This window comes from Pseudoalteromonas piratica (assembly GCF_000788395.1).
Taxonomy (GTDB): Bacteria; Pseudomonadota; Gammaproteobacteria; order Enterobacterales; family Alteromonadaceae; genus Pseudoalteromonas; species Pseudoalteromonas piratica.
Window position 1 is genome coordinate 1,465,725 of the sequence record NZ_CP009888.1, and the last position, 15,104, is coordinate 1,480,828.

Annotated in this window: 13 protein-coding genes; 7 read left to right on the forward strand and 6 right to left on the reverse strand. The window is 40.0% G+C overall.

Going from position 1 to position 15,104, the window contains the following annotated elements; translation table 11 throughout:
- Nucleotides 1-77: 77 nt before the first annotated feature.
- Nucleotides 78-1,844: an ATP-binding protein gene (locus tag OM33_RS06660; protein WP_038640229.1), complete on the reverse strand. Its 1,767-nt coding sequence runs from the start codon at nt 1,842-1,844 to the stop codon at nt 78-80.
- A 260-nt stretch (nt 1,845-2,104) separates the two neighbouring features.
- On the opposite strand from OM33_RS06660, the gene OM33_RS06665 reads away from it, so the two are divergent.
- From OM33_RS06665 to OM33_RS06690, 6 genes are all read left to right on the forward strand, one after another.
- Nucleotides 2,105-2,476: a response regulator gene (locus OM33_RS06665; RefSeq protein WP_038640231.1), complete on the forward strand. Its 372-nt coding sequence runs from the start codon at nt 2,105-2,107 to the stop codon at nt 2,474-2,476.
- Nucleotides 2,477-2,697: 221 nt separating this feature from the next.
- Complete coding sequence (gene thrA, locus OM33_RS06670; protein WP_038640233.1) at nt 2,698-5,112, forward strand: bifunctional aspartate kinase/homoserine dehydrogenase I; 2,415 nt, start codon at nt 2,698-2,700, stop codon at nt 5,110-5,112.
- 9 nt (nt 5,113-5,121) lie between these two features.
- Nucleotides 5,122-6,081 carry a homoserine kinase gene (gene thrB / locus OM33_RS06675; RefSeq protein ID WP_038640235.1) on the forward strand — a complete coding sequence of 320 codons (960 nt, stop codon included), beginning with the start codon at nt 5,122-5,124 and terminating at the stop codon, nt 6,079-6,081.
- A complete protein-coding gene (gene thrC, locus OM33_RS06680) occupies nt 6,068-7,351 on the forward strand; it encodes a threonine synthase (RefSeq protein ID WP_038640237.1) in 1,284 nt (427 codons plus the stop codon). The genes thrB and thrC overlap by 14 nt, the downstream gene beginning before the upstream one ends.
- Nucleotides 7,352-7,445: 94 nt before the next feature.
- Nucleotides 7,446-8,114 (forward strand): uracil-DNA glycosylase, encoded by a 669-nt coding sequence (gene ung, locus OM33_RS06685; protein WP_038640239.1) that lies wholly within the window; start codon nt 7,446-7,448, stop codon nt 8,112-8,114.
- Nucleotides 8,115-8,116: 2 nt separating this feature from the next.
- Nucleotides 8,117-9,184 (forward strand): DUF481 domain-containing protein, encoded by a 1,068-nt coding sequence (locus OM33_RS06690; protein WP_052140921.1) that lies wholly within the window; start codon nt 8,117-8,119, stop codon nt 9,182-9,184.
- A 44-nt stretch (nt 9,185-9,228) separates the two neighbouring features.
- Here the strand turns inward: OM33_RS06690 and OM33_RS06695 are convergent, their stop codons facing one another.
- The 3 genes from OM33_RS06695 to tal all read right to left on the reverse strand — a co-directional run bounded on the left by OM33_RS06695 (nt 9,229) and on the right by tal (nt 12,151).
- Complete coding sequence (locus OM33_RS06695; RefSeq protein WP_010560807.1) at nt 9,229-9,414, reverse strand: DUF3545 family protein; 186 nt, start codon at nt 9,412-9,414, stop codon at nt 9,229-9,231.
- A gap of 158 nt (nt 9,415-9,572) precedes the next feature.
- The gene (pgi, locus tag OM33_RS06700; protein WP_038640242.1) at nt 9,573-11,186 is read right to left on the reverse strand and encodes a glucose-6-phosphate isomerase; all 1,614 of its coding nucleotides are present in this window, start codon (nt 11,184-11,186) and stop codon (nt 9,573-9,575) included.
- Nucleotides 11,187-11,200: 14 nt separating this feature from the next.
- Nucleotides 11,201-12,151, reverse strand: a complete 951-nt coding sequence (gene tal / locus OM33_RS06705; protein WP_038640244.1) for a transaldolase — start codon at nt 12,149-12,151, stop codon at nt 11,201-11,203.
- A 285-nt stretch (nt 12,152-12,436) separates the two neighbouring features.
- Here tal and yaaA point away from each other — a divergent pair, with 285 nt between their 5' ends.
- On the forward strand, nt 12,437-13,216 hold the full coding sequence (gene yaaA / locus OM33_RS06710) for a peroxide stress protein YaaA (protein ID WP_038640246.1): 780 nt from the start codon (nt 12,437-12,439) through the stop codon (nt 13,214-13,216).
- Nucleotides 13,217-13,250: 34 nt separating this feature from the next.
- Here yaaA and OM33_RS06715 read toward each other — a convergent pair whose 3' ends face one another.
- Nucleotides 13,251-13,994, reverse strand: a complete 744-nt coding sequence (locus OM33_RS06715; RefSeq protein ID WP_199922520.1) for a GGDEF domain-containing protein — start codon at nt 13,992-13,994, stop codon at nt 13,251-13,253.
- Nucleotides 13,995-14,173: 179 nt separating this feature from the next.
- Nucleotides 14,174-15,103: a tetratricopeptide repeat protein gene (locus OM33_RS06720; protein ID WP_038640248.1), complete on the reverse strand. Its 930-nt coding sequence runs from the start codon at nt 15,101-15,103 to the stop codon at nt 14,174-14,176.
- Between the last annotated feature and the right edge of the window lies 1 nt (nt 15,104).

Sequence of the window (15,104 nt, forward strand, 5' to 3'; positions counted from 1 at the left end):
TTATAAATTCAGCTAAGCCTAACAGGGTTACAAACAATAAAAAAGCGCCTTTCGGCGCTTCTTTGTCAATTGAACAATTAATCCACCAAAGGCGATGACTCAGGGCTTGGCATATCCTTTGGGAAGGTGATTTTATAGCAAAGTCCTTTGCCTGGTTCACTGGTTGCCGTGATATCACCCGCTAAGGTTTGTTTTACTAAGTTAAAGGTAATATGTGTGCCAAGACCGCTGCCGCCTTGCTCGCGACGTGTGGTATAGAATGGGTCAAATAGATTTTCTAATTGCTCAGCTTCAACACCACGGCCATTGTCTTTAAAAGTAATAGCGACTTCACCATCTTGCTCTTGAATGTTGATATCAATAGTGCCTGCGTTAATGCCCTCAAAGCCGTGAATAAGAGAATTCATAATTAGGTTAGTAAATATTTGGCTAACTGCACCAGCTGGTAGGTTAAGTAATAAATCGTCAGGACAATGTATGTTTATTTTATGCATTGTCTTTTTGAGCTTAGGATGGAGTGAGCGAATAATTTCGTTCAAGTATTCTTTTAAGTTAATTTGACGAACAGCTTCACTTGCTTGGTCTACTGCAATTTGCTTAAAGCTAGCGACTAACTCAGATGCACGCTCGAGGTTAGTGGTGAGTAATGCCGTACTTTGCTTTGCATCAGCAATAAATTCTTCCAGTGCTTTCGGAGAGAGGGTTTTTTCATTATACGCCGCTTCAACTTGTGTAAGGCGTTCTTGCAGAAAAGAGGTTGCCGTTACACCGATACCAACAGGTGTATTGATATCGTGAGTAATACCGGCAACTAAACCACCTAATGCCGCCATCTTTTCAGAGCCAACCAACCGTTCTTGTGCCATATTAAGCTCATCAACGTACTTGGTAAGTTCATCTTGTTTAGACAGTAACTCATCTTCAGTCATTTTTCGGCGGTCGACTTCTTCGGTAAGTACTAACTTTTGTTTTTCAAGTTCGTACTTTTGTTGCTGTAAATCCATCATCGCTTGGCTTAAATTAGAGGTTTTACGTGCAACTTCTTGCTCTAAAAGAAGGTTTTGTTGGTCGAGTTTTTCATTGGTTTGTACAAGTTGTTTTTGTGTGGATTCAAGTTGGTCTTTATAACTTACGACTTTATCAATGAGCTTATTGAACGAATGCTCCATGATTTTTAATTCGTTGTGCTCTGTGGTTTCAATGCTAACGCGAGCACCTTCGAGGTTATCGAGCTCCAGCTCTTCTATTTGCTGAGTTAAATCGGTTAATGGCTCGGTAAGTAATCGTCTAAAGGCCATTAAGAATAAAATAATCAGGAAGGTGGTTTTAATCAGTGCATTACCAACTAAAAAATAAAGCGATACCATTATGCGGCTAAATACTACCTCACGACTTGAAAATAGGGTTACATCACCAACTTGAGTTGCACGCCCTGAAAATTCAAATACCAGTGGAAAGGTATAACCAAATAAACCTGATGTATTGTGTTGAACTAATTTTGCTTCTTGTACTAGTTGAGATTCATAGCGCTCTACAATATCGATAGATTGGCCGATTTGCGAAATGATTTCACCGTTATCATCACGCACAATTACCCCTTCGATAGAGGGAATTGCTAATAAACCTTCGGCAATAGTGCGCGTTTGTTGGGTGTTTAGCTCCCATATGGCGCGGGTTAAGCTGCCTGAAAAGGTTTTTTGTAGAGTGGAGAGTTCGTTTTGAATGTGATCTTTCGAGTTATGATATTCGGCGATGACTTGGCCGCATGTCACAATAAACGTAAGTACAAAATAAACTGAGAGTACGCTGGTTAACAGGCGTTTAGAAAGACTTTTGCTCAACATTGAATTAACCAGAACCTCATTATTGTAATTTTTTAATGTACGTCATTAAAGTTAGCTAATTTTAACTCAAAAATAAATATGAAAGTGTTTAAATAAATTGAATAAATAAAAGCTTAGTTCATTTTTGCTATCTGCTCTTAAAAATTTAAGAATTATTTGACTTAAACAGGAATAACTAACAACTCGCTCGCATAAATGTTGCAATTATAGTGTTTACTCATATTATGACTCTATTGCAGTTTATTTAGGTTTTTATTGTTTTGACTAGTACATTTCCGGTACTTGTGTGTGATGACTCGCTTATTGCGCGAAAACAGGTTGTGCGCTTTTTTAAAAAACACGACGATTTTGTTATCAGCCAAGCCCAAAATGGCCAAGAGGCGATGGATTTATTACGTCAACAAGAGTTTGGTTTGTTGTGTCTTGATCTCACGATGCCAGTGATGGACGGTTTAGCCGTATTAGCAAACTTGAAAGCAGAACAAATTCATCTGCATACGGTGGTTATATCTGCCGACATCCAACCTGAAATGAAACAGCGTGTTGCCGACTATGGCGTATTAGGTTTTATTGAAAAACCGTTTAATGATGAAGACTTCTCGGCGGTTTTGCATAAATTTGGCATTCGTTGATTTATTATAGTGCTAAATGGAATAAATTATCTTTTTTTATAGTTGACATATCTTTGACTATTCGGCACCCTAATGGCCATGAAACAAATTAATTTAGTACACACCACCATTATTACAACCATTATCCTAACTGGATAGTGGCATAGGTCTGTACGCAAAATTTAAAGGCCTGTGCTCACTACGAGCACAGGCCTTTTTCGTTTTTGGAATGGGGAAAAAGAATGAAAGTATTAAAGTTTGGTGGCTCGTCACTCGCCGACTTTGCTTGTTTAAAGCAGGTAGCAGAACTTGCCAAAGGTCAGCTTGAAGACAAAATGTTGTTAGTGTTATCTGCACCAGGCGGTATGACTGACAGCCTTGTGGAATTATCAGAGCTAGCTGAAAAAGGGCAAGATTATTCGACCGCATGGCAAGCACTTGTAGCACGTAGTGAGGGCCTGAAAGCACAGGTTTCAGATGTTGCAGTAGTAACAAATTGGCCTAATTTTGATGAGCTAAAACAAAAACTCGATGGGGTTTCGCTTCTTGGCCATTGTCCTTCGCAAGTGAAAGCCTATGTCATTAGCTTTGGTGAGCGCGTTAGTGTGTCACTGATGCAAGCATTGTTAAATGAGCTTTCGCCTGTCTACCTTGAAGCCACTAAGTGCATTGCATCAAACAACAATTACTTAGATGCAGAAGTTGATTTAGCACAATCAAAACAGCAATTTGCTAAGCAATTAGCAGAGCACCCAAGCACTGTTTACATTATGCCGGGCTTTACTGCCGCAAGTGAGCAAGGCGAATTAACAACGCTAGGCCGTAATGGTTCGGATTACTCTGCGGCGATTGCCGCAGCCTGTGTTGATGCCAAGATCTGCCAAATCTGGACTGATGTAGACGGTGTTTATAGCGCTGATCCGCGTTATATCAAATCAGCTATGAAAATTCAGAGCTTAAGCTATAAAGAAGCAATGGAGCTTTCATACTTTGGCGCGAAAGTCCTTCATCCGAAAACAATTTTACCTTGTGCTAAATATGGTGTGCCGTGCGAAATTAAAAATACACATGATCCTGATGTGCCAGGCTCGCTTATCAGTGCACAGTCAAGTTCAAATGGTGAACCAGTAAAAGCACTTTCTAGTTTACAAGAACTTGCAATGATCACGGTATCTGGTCCGGGTATGAAAGGCAAAGTGGGCATGGCATCGCGCGTATTTAGCGCATTAGCACAAGATGAAATCTCAATTGTATTAATTACGCAGTCATCGTGCGAATTCAGCATTAGTTTTTGTGTATATCAAGCTGATTTGGCAAAAGCCACAAACGCACTTGAGCAGGCATTCTCGTTAGAAGCGCAAGCTGGGCTAATAGAGCCATTCCAAATCGAACAGAACTTAGCAATTGTGACTTTAGTGGGTGATAACATGAAAGCCCATAAAGGCCTTGCAGCTAAATTCTTTGCATCACTTGCACAAGCACAAGTAAACATTGTTGCGATTGCGCAAGACTCGACTGAAAGCGCGATTTCAGCGGTAATTGATGGGCAGTCATGTAATGATGCGGTGAAAGTATGTCATGAAAACTTCTTTACCCATGTGCCTTCTATCGATGTATTTTTACTCGGCTGTGGTTTAGTAGGTAAAGAACTAGTTAGCCAACTGCAGCGCCAACAAGCCTGGCTGCAAAAACGTAATATCAAACTAAATCTGTATGGCGTTGCAAACTCGCGTCAAATGCTACTTGATAACGACGGCGTAGATTTTAATAACTGGCAAATGCAACTTGCCGATTCACAGCAGAGCTTTGATTTAAAAGTAGTTGAGCAATTTGTAAAAGAAAACCATTTAATTAACCCAGTGTTGGTTGATTGTTCATCATCACAGTTGTTAGCAGATCAGTATTTAGATTTTATTAATGCAGGTTTCCACGTGGTAGCTGCAAACAAAAAAGCAAATACAAGCTCGCAGTCATATTACCAATCTTTAGTTGCAGCAACACAAAAAACAGGTCGTAAATTCTTATACGAAACAAACGTAGGTGCAGGCTTACCTGTGCTTGATAACTTACAGTTGCTGTTTGGCGCAGGTGATAAATTACTTAGCTTTAACGGTATTTTAAGTGGTTCGTTGTCGTATATGTTTGGTGTAGTAGAAGATGGCTTAAGCTTGAGCGCCGCAACCAAACAAGCAAAAGAGAATGGCTTTACCGAGCCAGATCCGCGAGATGATTTATCAGGCATGGATGTGGCGCGTAAGTTACTTATTATTGCTAGAGACTCAGGCTTAGAGCTAGAGCTCGATGATATTGATGTTGAACCTGTGGTATCACCAAATTTTGCTGAGGGGTCAAGTGTTGACGAGTTTATGGCACGACTGCCTGAGCTGGATACTGAATTTACAGCGCGTGTTGAGTCAGCAAAAGCTGAAGGCAAAGTGTTGCGTTATGTCGGTTCAATCAAAGATGGTAAATGTAAAGTAGGTATTCAAGCGGTTACTAAAGAAGATGCACTTAACTCTGTGCGTGACGGTGAAAATGCACTGGCAATTTTAAGCCAATATTATCAGCCAAAACCATTTGTCATACGTGGTTATGGCGCTGGCGCAGAAGTTACTGCGGCAGGTGTATTTGCTGATATTTTAAAAACACTGCCATAGGAGAGGGTGATGATTGAAGTTTATGCACCCGCATCCAGTGGCAACTTTGCCGTTGGTTTTGACTTACTTGGTGCAGCACTTGCGCCAGTAAGTGGCGCACTACTTGGCGATATTGTAGCAATTGAATCGAGTAACTCTGGCCAAGACGAATTTATATGTAGTGGAAAATACGCTGAGAAACTGGCAGGTCCCAAAGAGGATAACCTTGCATATCAGTGTTTAGTGCATTTTCGTGAACATGTTTCAAGCGATATGCCGGCCTGTAAACTGGAATTAAAGAAAAACTTGCCAGTTGGTTCGGGCTTAGGCTCAAGTGCGTGCTCTGTGGTTGCTGCATTTGCGGCACTTGATAAGTTTGCTAATACTAATCTTTCACAAAAACAGTTATTGGCATTAATGGCTGATTTTGAAGAAAAAGTCAGTGGTGGTCGCCACTACGATAACATTGCACCTTGTTATTTAGGTGGTTTGCAATTGTGCGGTGATTTAGTACCAAATAATTCACTGGCGTTACCAACCGATGAAAACTGGCAGTTAGTTGTTGCCTACCCAGGCTTTGCCCTGAATACCGCAAAAGCACGCGCAGTGCTACCAAAAGAAGTCAGTATGCATACTAGCATTAATTATGGTCAGCGTTTAAGCGCGTTTACCGCGTTATGTTTTAGCGGGCAATTTGATAGCGCAATAGCCTTGATGAAAGACGAACTTGCTGAGCCATATCGCCAATCTCTGATTGCAGGGTTTAGCGACGCCAAAGTTGCATTACCAGAATTAGGTGCAGAAGTGGTGGCTATTTCTGGCGCAGGTCCAACGCTTTTAGCTTTAACAAAAAGTGAAACACAAGCACAAGCGATAGACGCTTGGTTAAAAGAAAATTATTTGAATGAAAACGGTTTTAGCCACATTTGTAAAATAGATAACCGTGGCACACGTGTACTAGAAAAAGGAGAAAGTGATGTTATTGCATAATCTAAAAGACGCCGAGCAGAAGGTATCGTTTGTAGAGGCGGTAAAAGTAGGATTAGGCAACAATCAAGGTGTCTTTTTCCCAAATAGCCTAGTGCCGCTAAATAATGTTGATGAGTTACTTGAGCTTGATTTTGTCGCACGAAGTAGCAAAGTTTTATCGCATTTTATTGGTGATGAACTACCAGAAAGTACCGTACAGCAAATGGTACAAAATGCCTTTAACTTTCCAGCTGAACTGGTAAAAGTTGAAGATAATGTTTACTGCCTTGAGCTGTTTCATGGTCCAACGCTCGCATTTAAAGACTTTGGAGGCCGTTTTATGGCGGAGTGCTTGTCGGTATTTAATGAAGGTAACAAAACCACAATTTTAACGGCAACAAGTGGCGACACAGGTGCTGCTGTGGCACATGCGTTTTACGGCAAAAAAGACATTGATGTGGTGATTTTATACCCGAAAGGTAAAATTTCATTGGCACAGCAAAAACAGTTCACAACGCTCGGCAAAAACATTCATTGTTATGCAGTAGATGGCAGCTTTGATGATTGCCAAGCAATGGTAAAACAAGCGTTTCTAGATGATGAAGTAAAACAGCGCTTGGGCTTAAACTCAGCAAACTCAATCAATATTAGCCGTTTACTTGCGCAAGTATGTTACTACTTTGAAGCGGTGGCGAAATTACCTAAAGCCGAGCGCGCAAAAGCGCATATTTCGGTGCCAAGTGGTAACTTTGGTAATGTGTGTGCTGCAATGATTGCCGCAAGTTTAGGTTTACCAGTGGCTAAGCTTTCTGCAACGACAAACCAAAATGATACTGTGCCGCGCTATTTGGTATCAAAAGAATGGACGCCAAATGCTACGCTAGAATCGTTATCAAATGCGATGGACGTGAGTAAGCCAAATAACTGGCCGCGCGTGCAGTTTATGCTAGATAACAACTGGTTTAGTTACGATAACTTTTATTCACACAGTGTTGATGAAGCAGAAACGAAAGCGGTAATGCATGATGTTTATGCTAAAGGTTACTTAGCTGAGCCGCATACAGCGATTGCTTACCAAGGCTTAAAACAAGATTTAGCTGCCGATGGTGTTGGCATCTTTTTATCAACCGCTCACCCAGCTAAATTTAAAGAGTCAGTTGAAAACATTCTTTCGATTGAATTAGATATGCCAAAACCACTTGCTGATGCATTAGCAAAACAGTGTTTAGCAGAAGACCTAGTTAACGACTATCAAGTGCTTCGTGAAAACATTTTGGCAAAACTTGCTTAAACCTTTTTAATCTGTTGATTGAAATACCCAGCCGCTACAAGTTAGCGGCTTTTTTATGGCATACTGAAAACAAAAATAACCGACAAAGAAATTTATGACTACTTGGACAGATGTACTCGCTGTTGAAAAACAACAAGACTACTTTAAAGAAACGCTTGATCATGTTGCCAAAAGGCGCGCAGAGGGAGTTAGTGTATTTCCGCCTGCGGATGAGGTGTTTAATGCGTTTTCAATCACCGCGTTTGATGATGTGAAAGTAGTGATTTTGGGGCAAGATCCATATCATGGCCCAAATCAAGCACATGGCTTGGCATTTTCAGTAAAGCCGGGTGTTAAAGCCCCCCCATCTTTGGCTAACATGTATAAAGAATTAGAAACTGATATTGATGGCTTTGTTACACCAAATCATGGTTATTTGCAGTCGTGGGCGGAACAAGGAGTATTGTTGCTTAATACAGTATTAACCGTTGAACAGGGTCAAGCACACTCCCACAAAATGCTTGGTTGGGAGACCTTTACTGATCGCGTAATTGCAGCATTAAATGAACATGCTGAAGGTGTTGTATTTTTGTTATGGGGAGCCCATGCGCAAAAGAAAGGACGACGCATCGACACCACAAAGCATGTTGTATTTAATGGGCCACACCCATCACCGCTTTCCGCTTATCGCGGTTTTTTTGGATGTAAGCACTTCTCTAAGGCCAATGATGCATTGATTGGTATGGGTAAAACTCCGATTAATTGGCACTTAAATAACATCTAAATATGCTAAAAAAACACCTTATCAAGCACCTTGGCTTATGGTTGCTTTTTTTTACAGGAAGTTGTTTTGCTGCTGAGCCGGAATTGTTTATCGATCGAGATTGGCTTAAAACGCAATCAGGTGAGTGGGTAAATGGCGAGATCATTTCATTTTATGATGGCAAAGTAGAGTTTGATTCAGATGAGTTTGGTCTTCAATTGATTGATGCTGATGATGTCAGTGAAATACGCTCACAGTATGCGTTTAGTGTGAGGCTCAATGCAGGTCGTATTTATACTGGGCGCTTAGAGCTTAGCAATGATGTTTTACAGATCCATCAAGGATTAAAAAGTGAGCGTGTCTATTTTAGTAATGTACTTACTATGGTGCCCTTTGGGGAGAGCAGGATAAGTTTATGGTCAGGCTCGGTCAATTTAGGAGCAAATTTTCGCCGCGGAAATATAAAGCAAAACGATACTAACTTAAGAGTGCAGTTAAAAAGGCGCAGCAATTTAAACCGTTTAAGGCTTGACTATTTAGTTAACCGAAGCGAACGCACTAATTCGCAGGGGGATAAAGAAACAACCGTTGATAATCAGCGACTCAACCTGAGTTTAGATTGGTTCTTTGCTAACAATGTGTTTGTGCGTGCTTTTGAGTATGAATACTTTTCTGACCCGTTTAGTAATATCGAAGAGCGTGCCACTTATGGTGTTGGTTTGGGTTATCACTTGTATGATACTAACACCTTAGACTGGAGTATCAGTGGTGGTCCAAGTTATCAAAATACTTTATTTTCATCGGATAACCGCCGTGAAACTTCAGGCGCATTAACTCTCGGTATGCTACTTGATTGGGAGTTGTCTAAGCGCCTAGATTTTAAGTTTGATTATCAGGTTCAGTTTTTGCGAGAAGAAGTGGGCGGGCGCCAACATACGCTGAAAACAGGCTTTGATGTCGAGCTCACAAAAAATTTCGAAATGGATTTACTCTTTTACGTTGAGCGTAATGATAATCCAACATCGAGTAATGGGTTAACAGCAGATAAGAATGACTATCAAATCATTGTCAGTGTAGGCTATGAGTTTTAACTAGCAAAAATAAAGGCTCAAAAGAGCCTTTATTAAGATATTTGTTAGATAACTAAGTCATCTAAATCAATGTCATCTAGCGAACCGTATTCTTCCAGTTCTTTTTTCAGTCTATGTCTTTCCTTTAACGCTTCAATTTCACGCCATTTGCGCTTTTTCCCTTTAGAAGAGGTTTTTGTTGTTGGTTCAGGACGTTCTAATATTGCAAAAATATCTTCGATGCTATCCATGGTATCCTCCTGTGGATTTTTTAACCTCGGCATAAGAAATATCATAACTCGTCTAAAAATAAAACTAATATGTTTAGCTTTTGTTAAAAAATAATGAAGGTTTTTCGACTTGATCAAACAAGGAGGAAACAGCTACCAAACAGGTAGCTGTTAGGGTATTAATTTGTAAGTGTTTTTAGTAGATGAGCTGTTGAAGGGTCGAGCTGTTCATAATTTTGGGACGCCATCGCATCAAGTACTTGGTTGCCAAGCTGTTTGCCAAGTTCAACACCCCATTGGTCATAACTATTAATGCCAAATAACACGCCTTGCACAAATACTTTGTGTTCATAAAAAGCTAAAAGTGCGCCAAGTGAACGAGGTGATAAATCATCAATTAGTAATGTATTTGAGCCTTTATTGCCCGGCATCACTTTATGAGGCGCAAGCGCATTGACTTCTTCTTTACTTAATCCTTGTGCAGCTAATTCGGATTCAGCTTGCGCTAGGCTTTTACCTTGCAGTAGCGCTTGGCTTTGACCAAGGCAATTAGCAATCATTGCTTTATGGTGTTGTTGATAACTACTTTCACCAATACGAGGCAAAATAAAATCAATCATCGCACTTTGCTTTCCTTGATGCAGCAATTGCATAAATGAATGTTGGCAGTTTGTGCCCTCAGCACCCCACAATATTGGGCCTGATAGTTCAATCGATTCACCCGCAAGGTTCACGCTCTTACCATTACTTTCCATATCAAGCTGTTGTAAATACGCTGGTAATGTTTTTAATGCGTGGCCATAAGGTAGCACTAGTAGGTTATTTTCACCTAAATACTGTTGTTGCCAGTAGCCAATGATGGCGGCAATGATTGGTAAGTTTTGCGATTCTGGAGCTGTTAGAAAGTGTTGATCAAGATTTGCAGCACCTTCAAGTAAGGCTTCAAAATTGGCTTTACCAATTTTCAATGCAAGCGGTAGCGCTATGGTTGACCAAACTGAGTATCGGCCACCAATAAAATCCCATAGCGGGAAGATCATCTCGTCACTAAATCCTGCTTGCTTTGCCAGTTCAGGTTTAGCAGTTAGCGCAATCCACTGTTTGGCAATCGCTGTATCTGACATGGTTTTTTTAAACCAGTCCATAACGGCTTGCATGTTAAGCTGGGTTTCGGCTGTAGTCCACGATTTTGACGCTACTACAATCAAAGTGGTTTCCGCATTGAGCTTTGCCAGCGTATGCTTAATTTGTTGGCCATCAATGTTGGCAAGGTAGTGCACATTGATGTCATTCACATGGCTATCAACTAATGCGGCTTCTAACATTTTTGGACCAAAAAAAGATCCGCCAATACCAATGCTGATTACATCAGTAATGGCTTTTTCAGTTGCACCAGTGATTTTATTTTGTTCGAAACGCGAAACAAAGTCAAGCAACCTTGCTTTTGTTGATTCGATTTCTTGTGCCACCTTAGGCAAATTTTTGGCTAGCTGAGTAGTATCACGTAGCGCTGTATGCAGCACTGCACGTTGTTCCGTTGTGTTAACCAACTCACCACTAAATTGCGCGTCTCGTTGCTTTTTTAATTGCTTAAGCTTAGAAACTTCAATTAAATCATTCAGGATGGATTGATCGATTGCTTGCTTGGCAAAGTCGAGAGTTAAACCTGCCGCACTCAGCGTAAATTCACTTGCACGGTTAGGCTGCGAATCAAAAAGAGCCATAATTTGGCTCTTTTTAATATTCTCAGCAGCATGGGTTAGTTGCGTATGCAACTGCGCTAAGGTGGTCATAAACCGTTTATTCCTTATAGGTTTGCAAAACGTGTTTCAAGTTCGATTTGTGCTTCGGCAAACGAGCGAATGCCTTCAGCAAGTTTTTCCGTTGCCATCGCATCTTGGTTGTGCTGCCAGCGGAACTCATTTTCTGTTAATGGTGCTGGTTTTGGTAATACTTCCGTTGGTTTCTCTAACGGATGAACCTCAGCATCTGTAAGTTCTGCAAGTTCAGTTAACAACGCTGGGCTAATGGTTAAACGGTCACAGCCAGTTAGTGCTAAAATCTCACCAGTATTGCGGAAGCTCGCACCCATTACGATTGTCTCGTAACCATGTGTTTTATAGAAATTATAAATGCTACGAACTGATTGTACACCTGGATCGTCAAGTGCTGATTCTGGCTTTGGCATACCATTTTTAACATGCCAATCTAAAATACGGCCAACGAATGGTGAAATTAAGAAGACATTAGCATCTGCACACGCTTTGGCTTGGGCTTCAGAGAAAAGTAGTGTTAAGTTACACTTAATACCTTCTTTTTCTAATTGCTCAGCCGCCTTAATACCTTCCCACGTAGAAGCAATTTTGATTAGAATTTTATTTGTATCAACACCAACTTCTCGGTAAAGCGTAAGCAAGGCTTTTGCTTTTGCAATGGTGGCTTCTGTGTTAAACGATAGGCGAGCATCAACCTCAGTCGAAATGTAACCAGGTACAACTTCGCTAATTTCTTTACCTAATAATACAGAAAAGTAGTCACACGCTAACGCTACTTGTAGTTCGCTATTTGATTCATTTGCTTTTGCATAAGCAAGTGCTTGTTGAAGAAGTGGCTGATATGCTTCAATCTCACTGGCTTTTAAAAGTAGCGAAGGATTGGTTGTTGCATCTTCAGGTTGGTGTGCTTTGATTGCTGCGATATCACCAGTATCAGCAACAATGGTCGATTGGGCTTTTAAAGCCGCTAAAATTTGTGTCATGGTTTACCTCATTCCTAATTTCAAGGTAATAAAAATAGCGCGTTAGCTAAAGGCTGTTTGTCTTTTTATGCGAAAAACGCTTAAAAGATTACTAGAGCTTTCAGTTTAGCTTAAAGATGAATCATTAAAGCTAGATGACAAGTATTTGGGAAAGGTCAAATGTCCGTAACATCGAGTTTACGCTACTCCTAGCGAAGAAAAATCCATCGAAAACTAACTAACAGGTGATTTTTATTACAAGAAATGTTGAAATTACCTTAATACAACGACAAGTCAATAGTAATTATGATCACTGTAATATCACCCGCTAAAAATTTAGACTACGAAACACCTGCACCGAACAAAAACCATACTCAACCAGAGTTATTAAGTCATAGCCAAGAGTTGATTGAAGTATGCCGAACGCTTTCTGCGCAAGACTTATCAAGTTTGATGAAAATCAGCGATAAGCTGGCAGGCTTAAATGTGGCACGATTTACCGAGTGGCAAACACCGTTCAATACCGACAATGCAAAACAAGCTATTTTTGCGTTTAATGGCGATGTTTATGTTGGTTTAGATGCAGCAACCTTGAGTGATAGTGCGCTTGAGTATGCGCAATCGCATTTACGCATACTGTCAGGGTTGTATGGTATTTTGAAACCGCTTGATTTAATGATGGCGTATCGTTTAGAAATGGGCACCAAGCTGGCTAATCCGCGTGGTTCAAATTTATATCAGTTTTGGGGAACCGTTATTGCTGAAAAACTAAACCAAGTTTTTGCAGAGCAAAATACCTCTACATTAGTCAATTTAGCATCCAATGAATATTTTAAAGCGGTGGATAAAAAAGCGCTTAAAGGTGAGATAATTACGCCAGTATTCAAAGATTGCAAAAATGGCCAATATAAAGTGATTAGCTTTTATGCCAAAAAAGCGCGAGGCTTAATGGCGCGTTATATTATGGAACAGCAAGTAACGACAATGGATAAGCTATTAGCGTTTGACAGTGCCGGTTATTACTTCAGTGAAGAGCACACTAAAAAAGCCAATGAACCGGTATTTTTAAGAGCAGAGCAAGTGTAAAAGCTATTCTGTTGCTGAAAAATAGCGACAGACGCTAACTTGATACAACTTGGTTTCTTCCCTGTTGTTTGGCTTTGTATAGACGTTGATCAGCAATATCAATCAACGTCTCAAGCTTTGGGGTAACTGGGTTGAACTCAACAACGCCGATCGAAACTGTCATTGTAAATGATACTTCGGGTAATTGAATGACTGTATCTGCGAGTTTTTGTCGCAGTTGCTCTGCTTTTTCGGTTGCCGATGACAGGGCAATATGGGGCAAGAGTAATATAAATTCTTCACCACCCCAACGGGCAAATAAGTCAGACTCACGCGAGCTTTTTTCCATCAGTGAACTGAACTCAACTAAAGCTAAATCACCTACATTGTGCCCGTATTGATCGTTAATTTTTTTAAAGTGATCGATATCGAATAATAAAATACAAAATCGTGGTTTTTCGCTTTGCAGTATTTCTTTCACCTTATCCGTGAAGTAGCGGCGTGTATAAGCGCCGGTGAGGGGATCTGTTGTAGCAAGTTTTACTAGGGCATTCTTTTGCGTTTCTTGTTTTTTAAGCCACAGAGTGATGCCGTAAACAATCATTAGCAGCCCGATAATTTGAAAGATATCTTCAATTACAATCGTGATGATTTTTGGAAACTCAAATAGCTCATCAAGCGCATCAATATAAATAGCGGTAAACAGTATTGAAAAGCCAACAAATAGAATCTGATTCGAGCGTTCACCTTGTTTAAATTTTTTTAAATTAACAATACAGGTTAGCACTGTCCCTGCCATTATAAATTCAGAGACAAAGCTGATGACATCAATGTTGGTTACAGTGGGAAATAACCAAAAAGAAATCAATGGAAGCAAAAAAAATAAAGCTAACACCAAAATTAACATTATTAGAGTGGATTAATGTGTTTGTATAAGTATTGACCTTTTGCCTTACATTAACAAGTTAGGAACTTTCTCTAAATAGTGTCCTTGCTAAATTCAAGCGTTTGTGCAAGTTGGTTGTATACGGTGAAATGACCTGGTAATAGCTTTGTGAATTTAACTTTTTCTAAATGTTGTTTTGCCTGTTTTGGATTACTTTGCGCAGCGTTGATTTCTGCTAAACGTAGCTGAAAAATAGAATAATTCGGACTATCTTCACTTGTAAAGTGGGTCACTGCATCACGGTATGTGTCATTTGCTAATTGAAGTTGGCCAACTAATTGATAGGTGCGTGCTAAATTGCCAATTGCCATGGTGATGTCTTCAGAATAACCAAGCTGCTTAGCCCAAAAAATAGCACTCTTACGATGAGGTATGGATTCTAATAATTGGCTTTGTGAGTATAGTGCGTTGGCTAAGTTACCATAAATCTCATGCTGTAGTTTTGCATCTTTGCTTTTTTTATATTGTTGCGCAAGGCGGCTAAACATTTGTACAGCTTTGTCTTTGTTGCCAAAGACCATTTCTAAATTAGCTAATTCAACTTTTCTCAGTGGGTTAGGAAAACTGTCAGAGGTTGCTGTAACAAGCGCAATGGCTTTTTTTGCGTATTGTTGCGCTTTATCTTTTTCGCCGTAAATACCTAACGCTTTTGAGGCATAGAAATAAAGTTGAGTTTGGAAAGTAATCGGGTGTGTGTGCTCAACATTAATATACTCTTCTGTGATTTTTTTTAGCGGTAATAAACTGGTTGTTTCATAGAGAAAATCAAGATAGTGCGCAGTGATAAAATACCAATCTGTACTGAATTGAGCGTATTCACTTTGCAAGGTTAAAATTTTCTCACTGCATTTAGAAACGGGAAGTTCAACACACATATCTTCAAAGTTATGCATGTTATCGGCTGATTGAATGGTGTTACTTAAAAGCAGTAAGCTTGCAATGAGGCAGTTTAGTATTTTCATT

Coding starts and splice junctions, on each gene's coding strand:
- OM33_RS06660 (WP_038640229.1), bottom strand. CDS start 1,844: ATGTTGAGCAAAAGTCTTTCTAAACGCCTGTTAACCAGCGTACTCTCA.
- thrA (WP_038640233.1), top strand. CDS start 2,698: ATGAAAGTATTAAAGTTTGGTGGCTCGTCACTCGCCGACTTTGCTTGT.
- thrB (WP_038640235.1), top strand. CDS start 5,122: ATGATTGAAGTTTATGCACCCGCATCCAGTGGCAACTTTGCCGTTGGT.
- thrC (WP_038640237.1), top strand. CDS start 6,068: ATGTTATTGCATAATCTAAAAGACGCCGAGCAGAAGGTATCGTTTGTA.
- ung (WP_038640239.1), top strand. CDS start 7,446: ATGACTACTTGGACAGATGTACTCGCTGTTGAAAAACAACAAGACTAC.
- OM33_RS06690 (WP_052140921.1), top strand. CDS start 8,117: ATGCTAAAAAAACACCTTATCAAGCACCTTGGCTTATGGTTGCTTTTT.
- OM33_RS06695 (WP_010560807.1), bottom strand. CDS start 9,414: ATGGATAGCATCGAAGATATTTTTGCAATATTAGAACGTCCTGAACCA.
- pgi (WP_038640242.1), bottom strand. CDS start 11,186: ATGACCACCTTAGCGCAGTTGCATACGCAACTAACCCATGCTGCTGAG.
- tal (WP_038640244.1), bottom strand. CDS start 12,151: ATGACACAAATTTTAGCGGCTTTAAAAGCCCAATCGACCATTGTTGCT.
- yaaA (WP_038640246.1), top strand. CDS start 12,437: ATGATCACTGTAATATCACCCGCTAAAAATTTAGACTACGAAACACCT.
- OM33_RS06715 (WP_199922520.1), bottom strand. CDS start 13,994: ATGGCAGGGACAGTGCTAACCTGTATTGTTAATTTAAAAAAATTTAAA.
- OM33_RS06720 (WP_038640248.1), bottom strand. CDS start 15,103: ATGAAAATACTAAACTGCCTCATTGCAAGCTTACTGCTTTTAAGTAAC.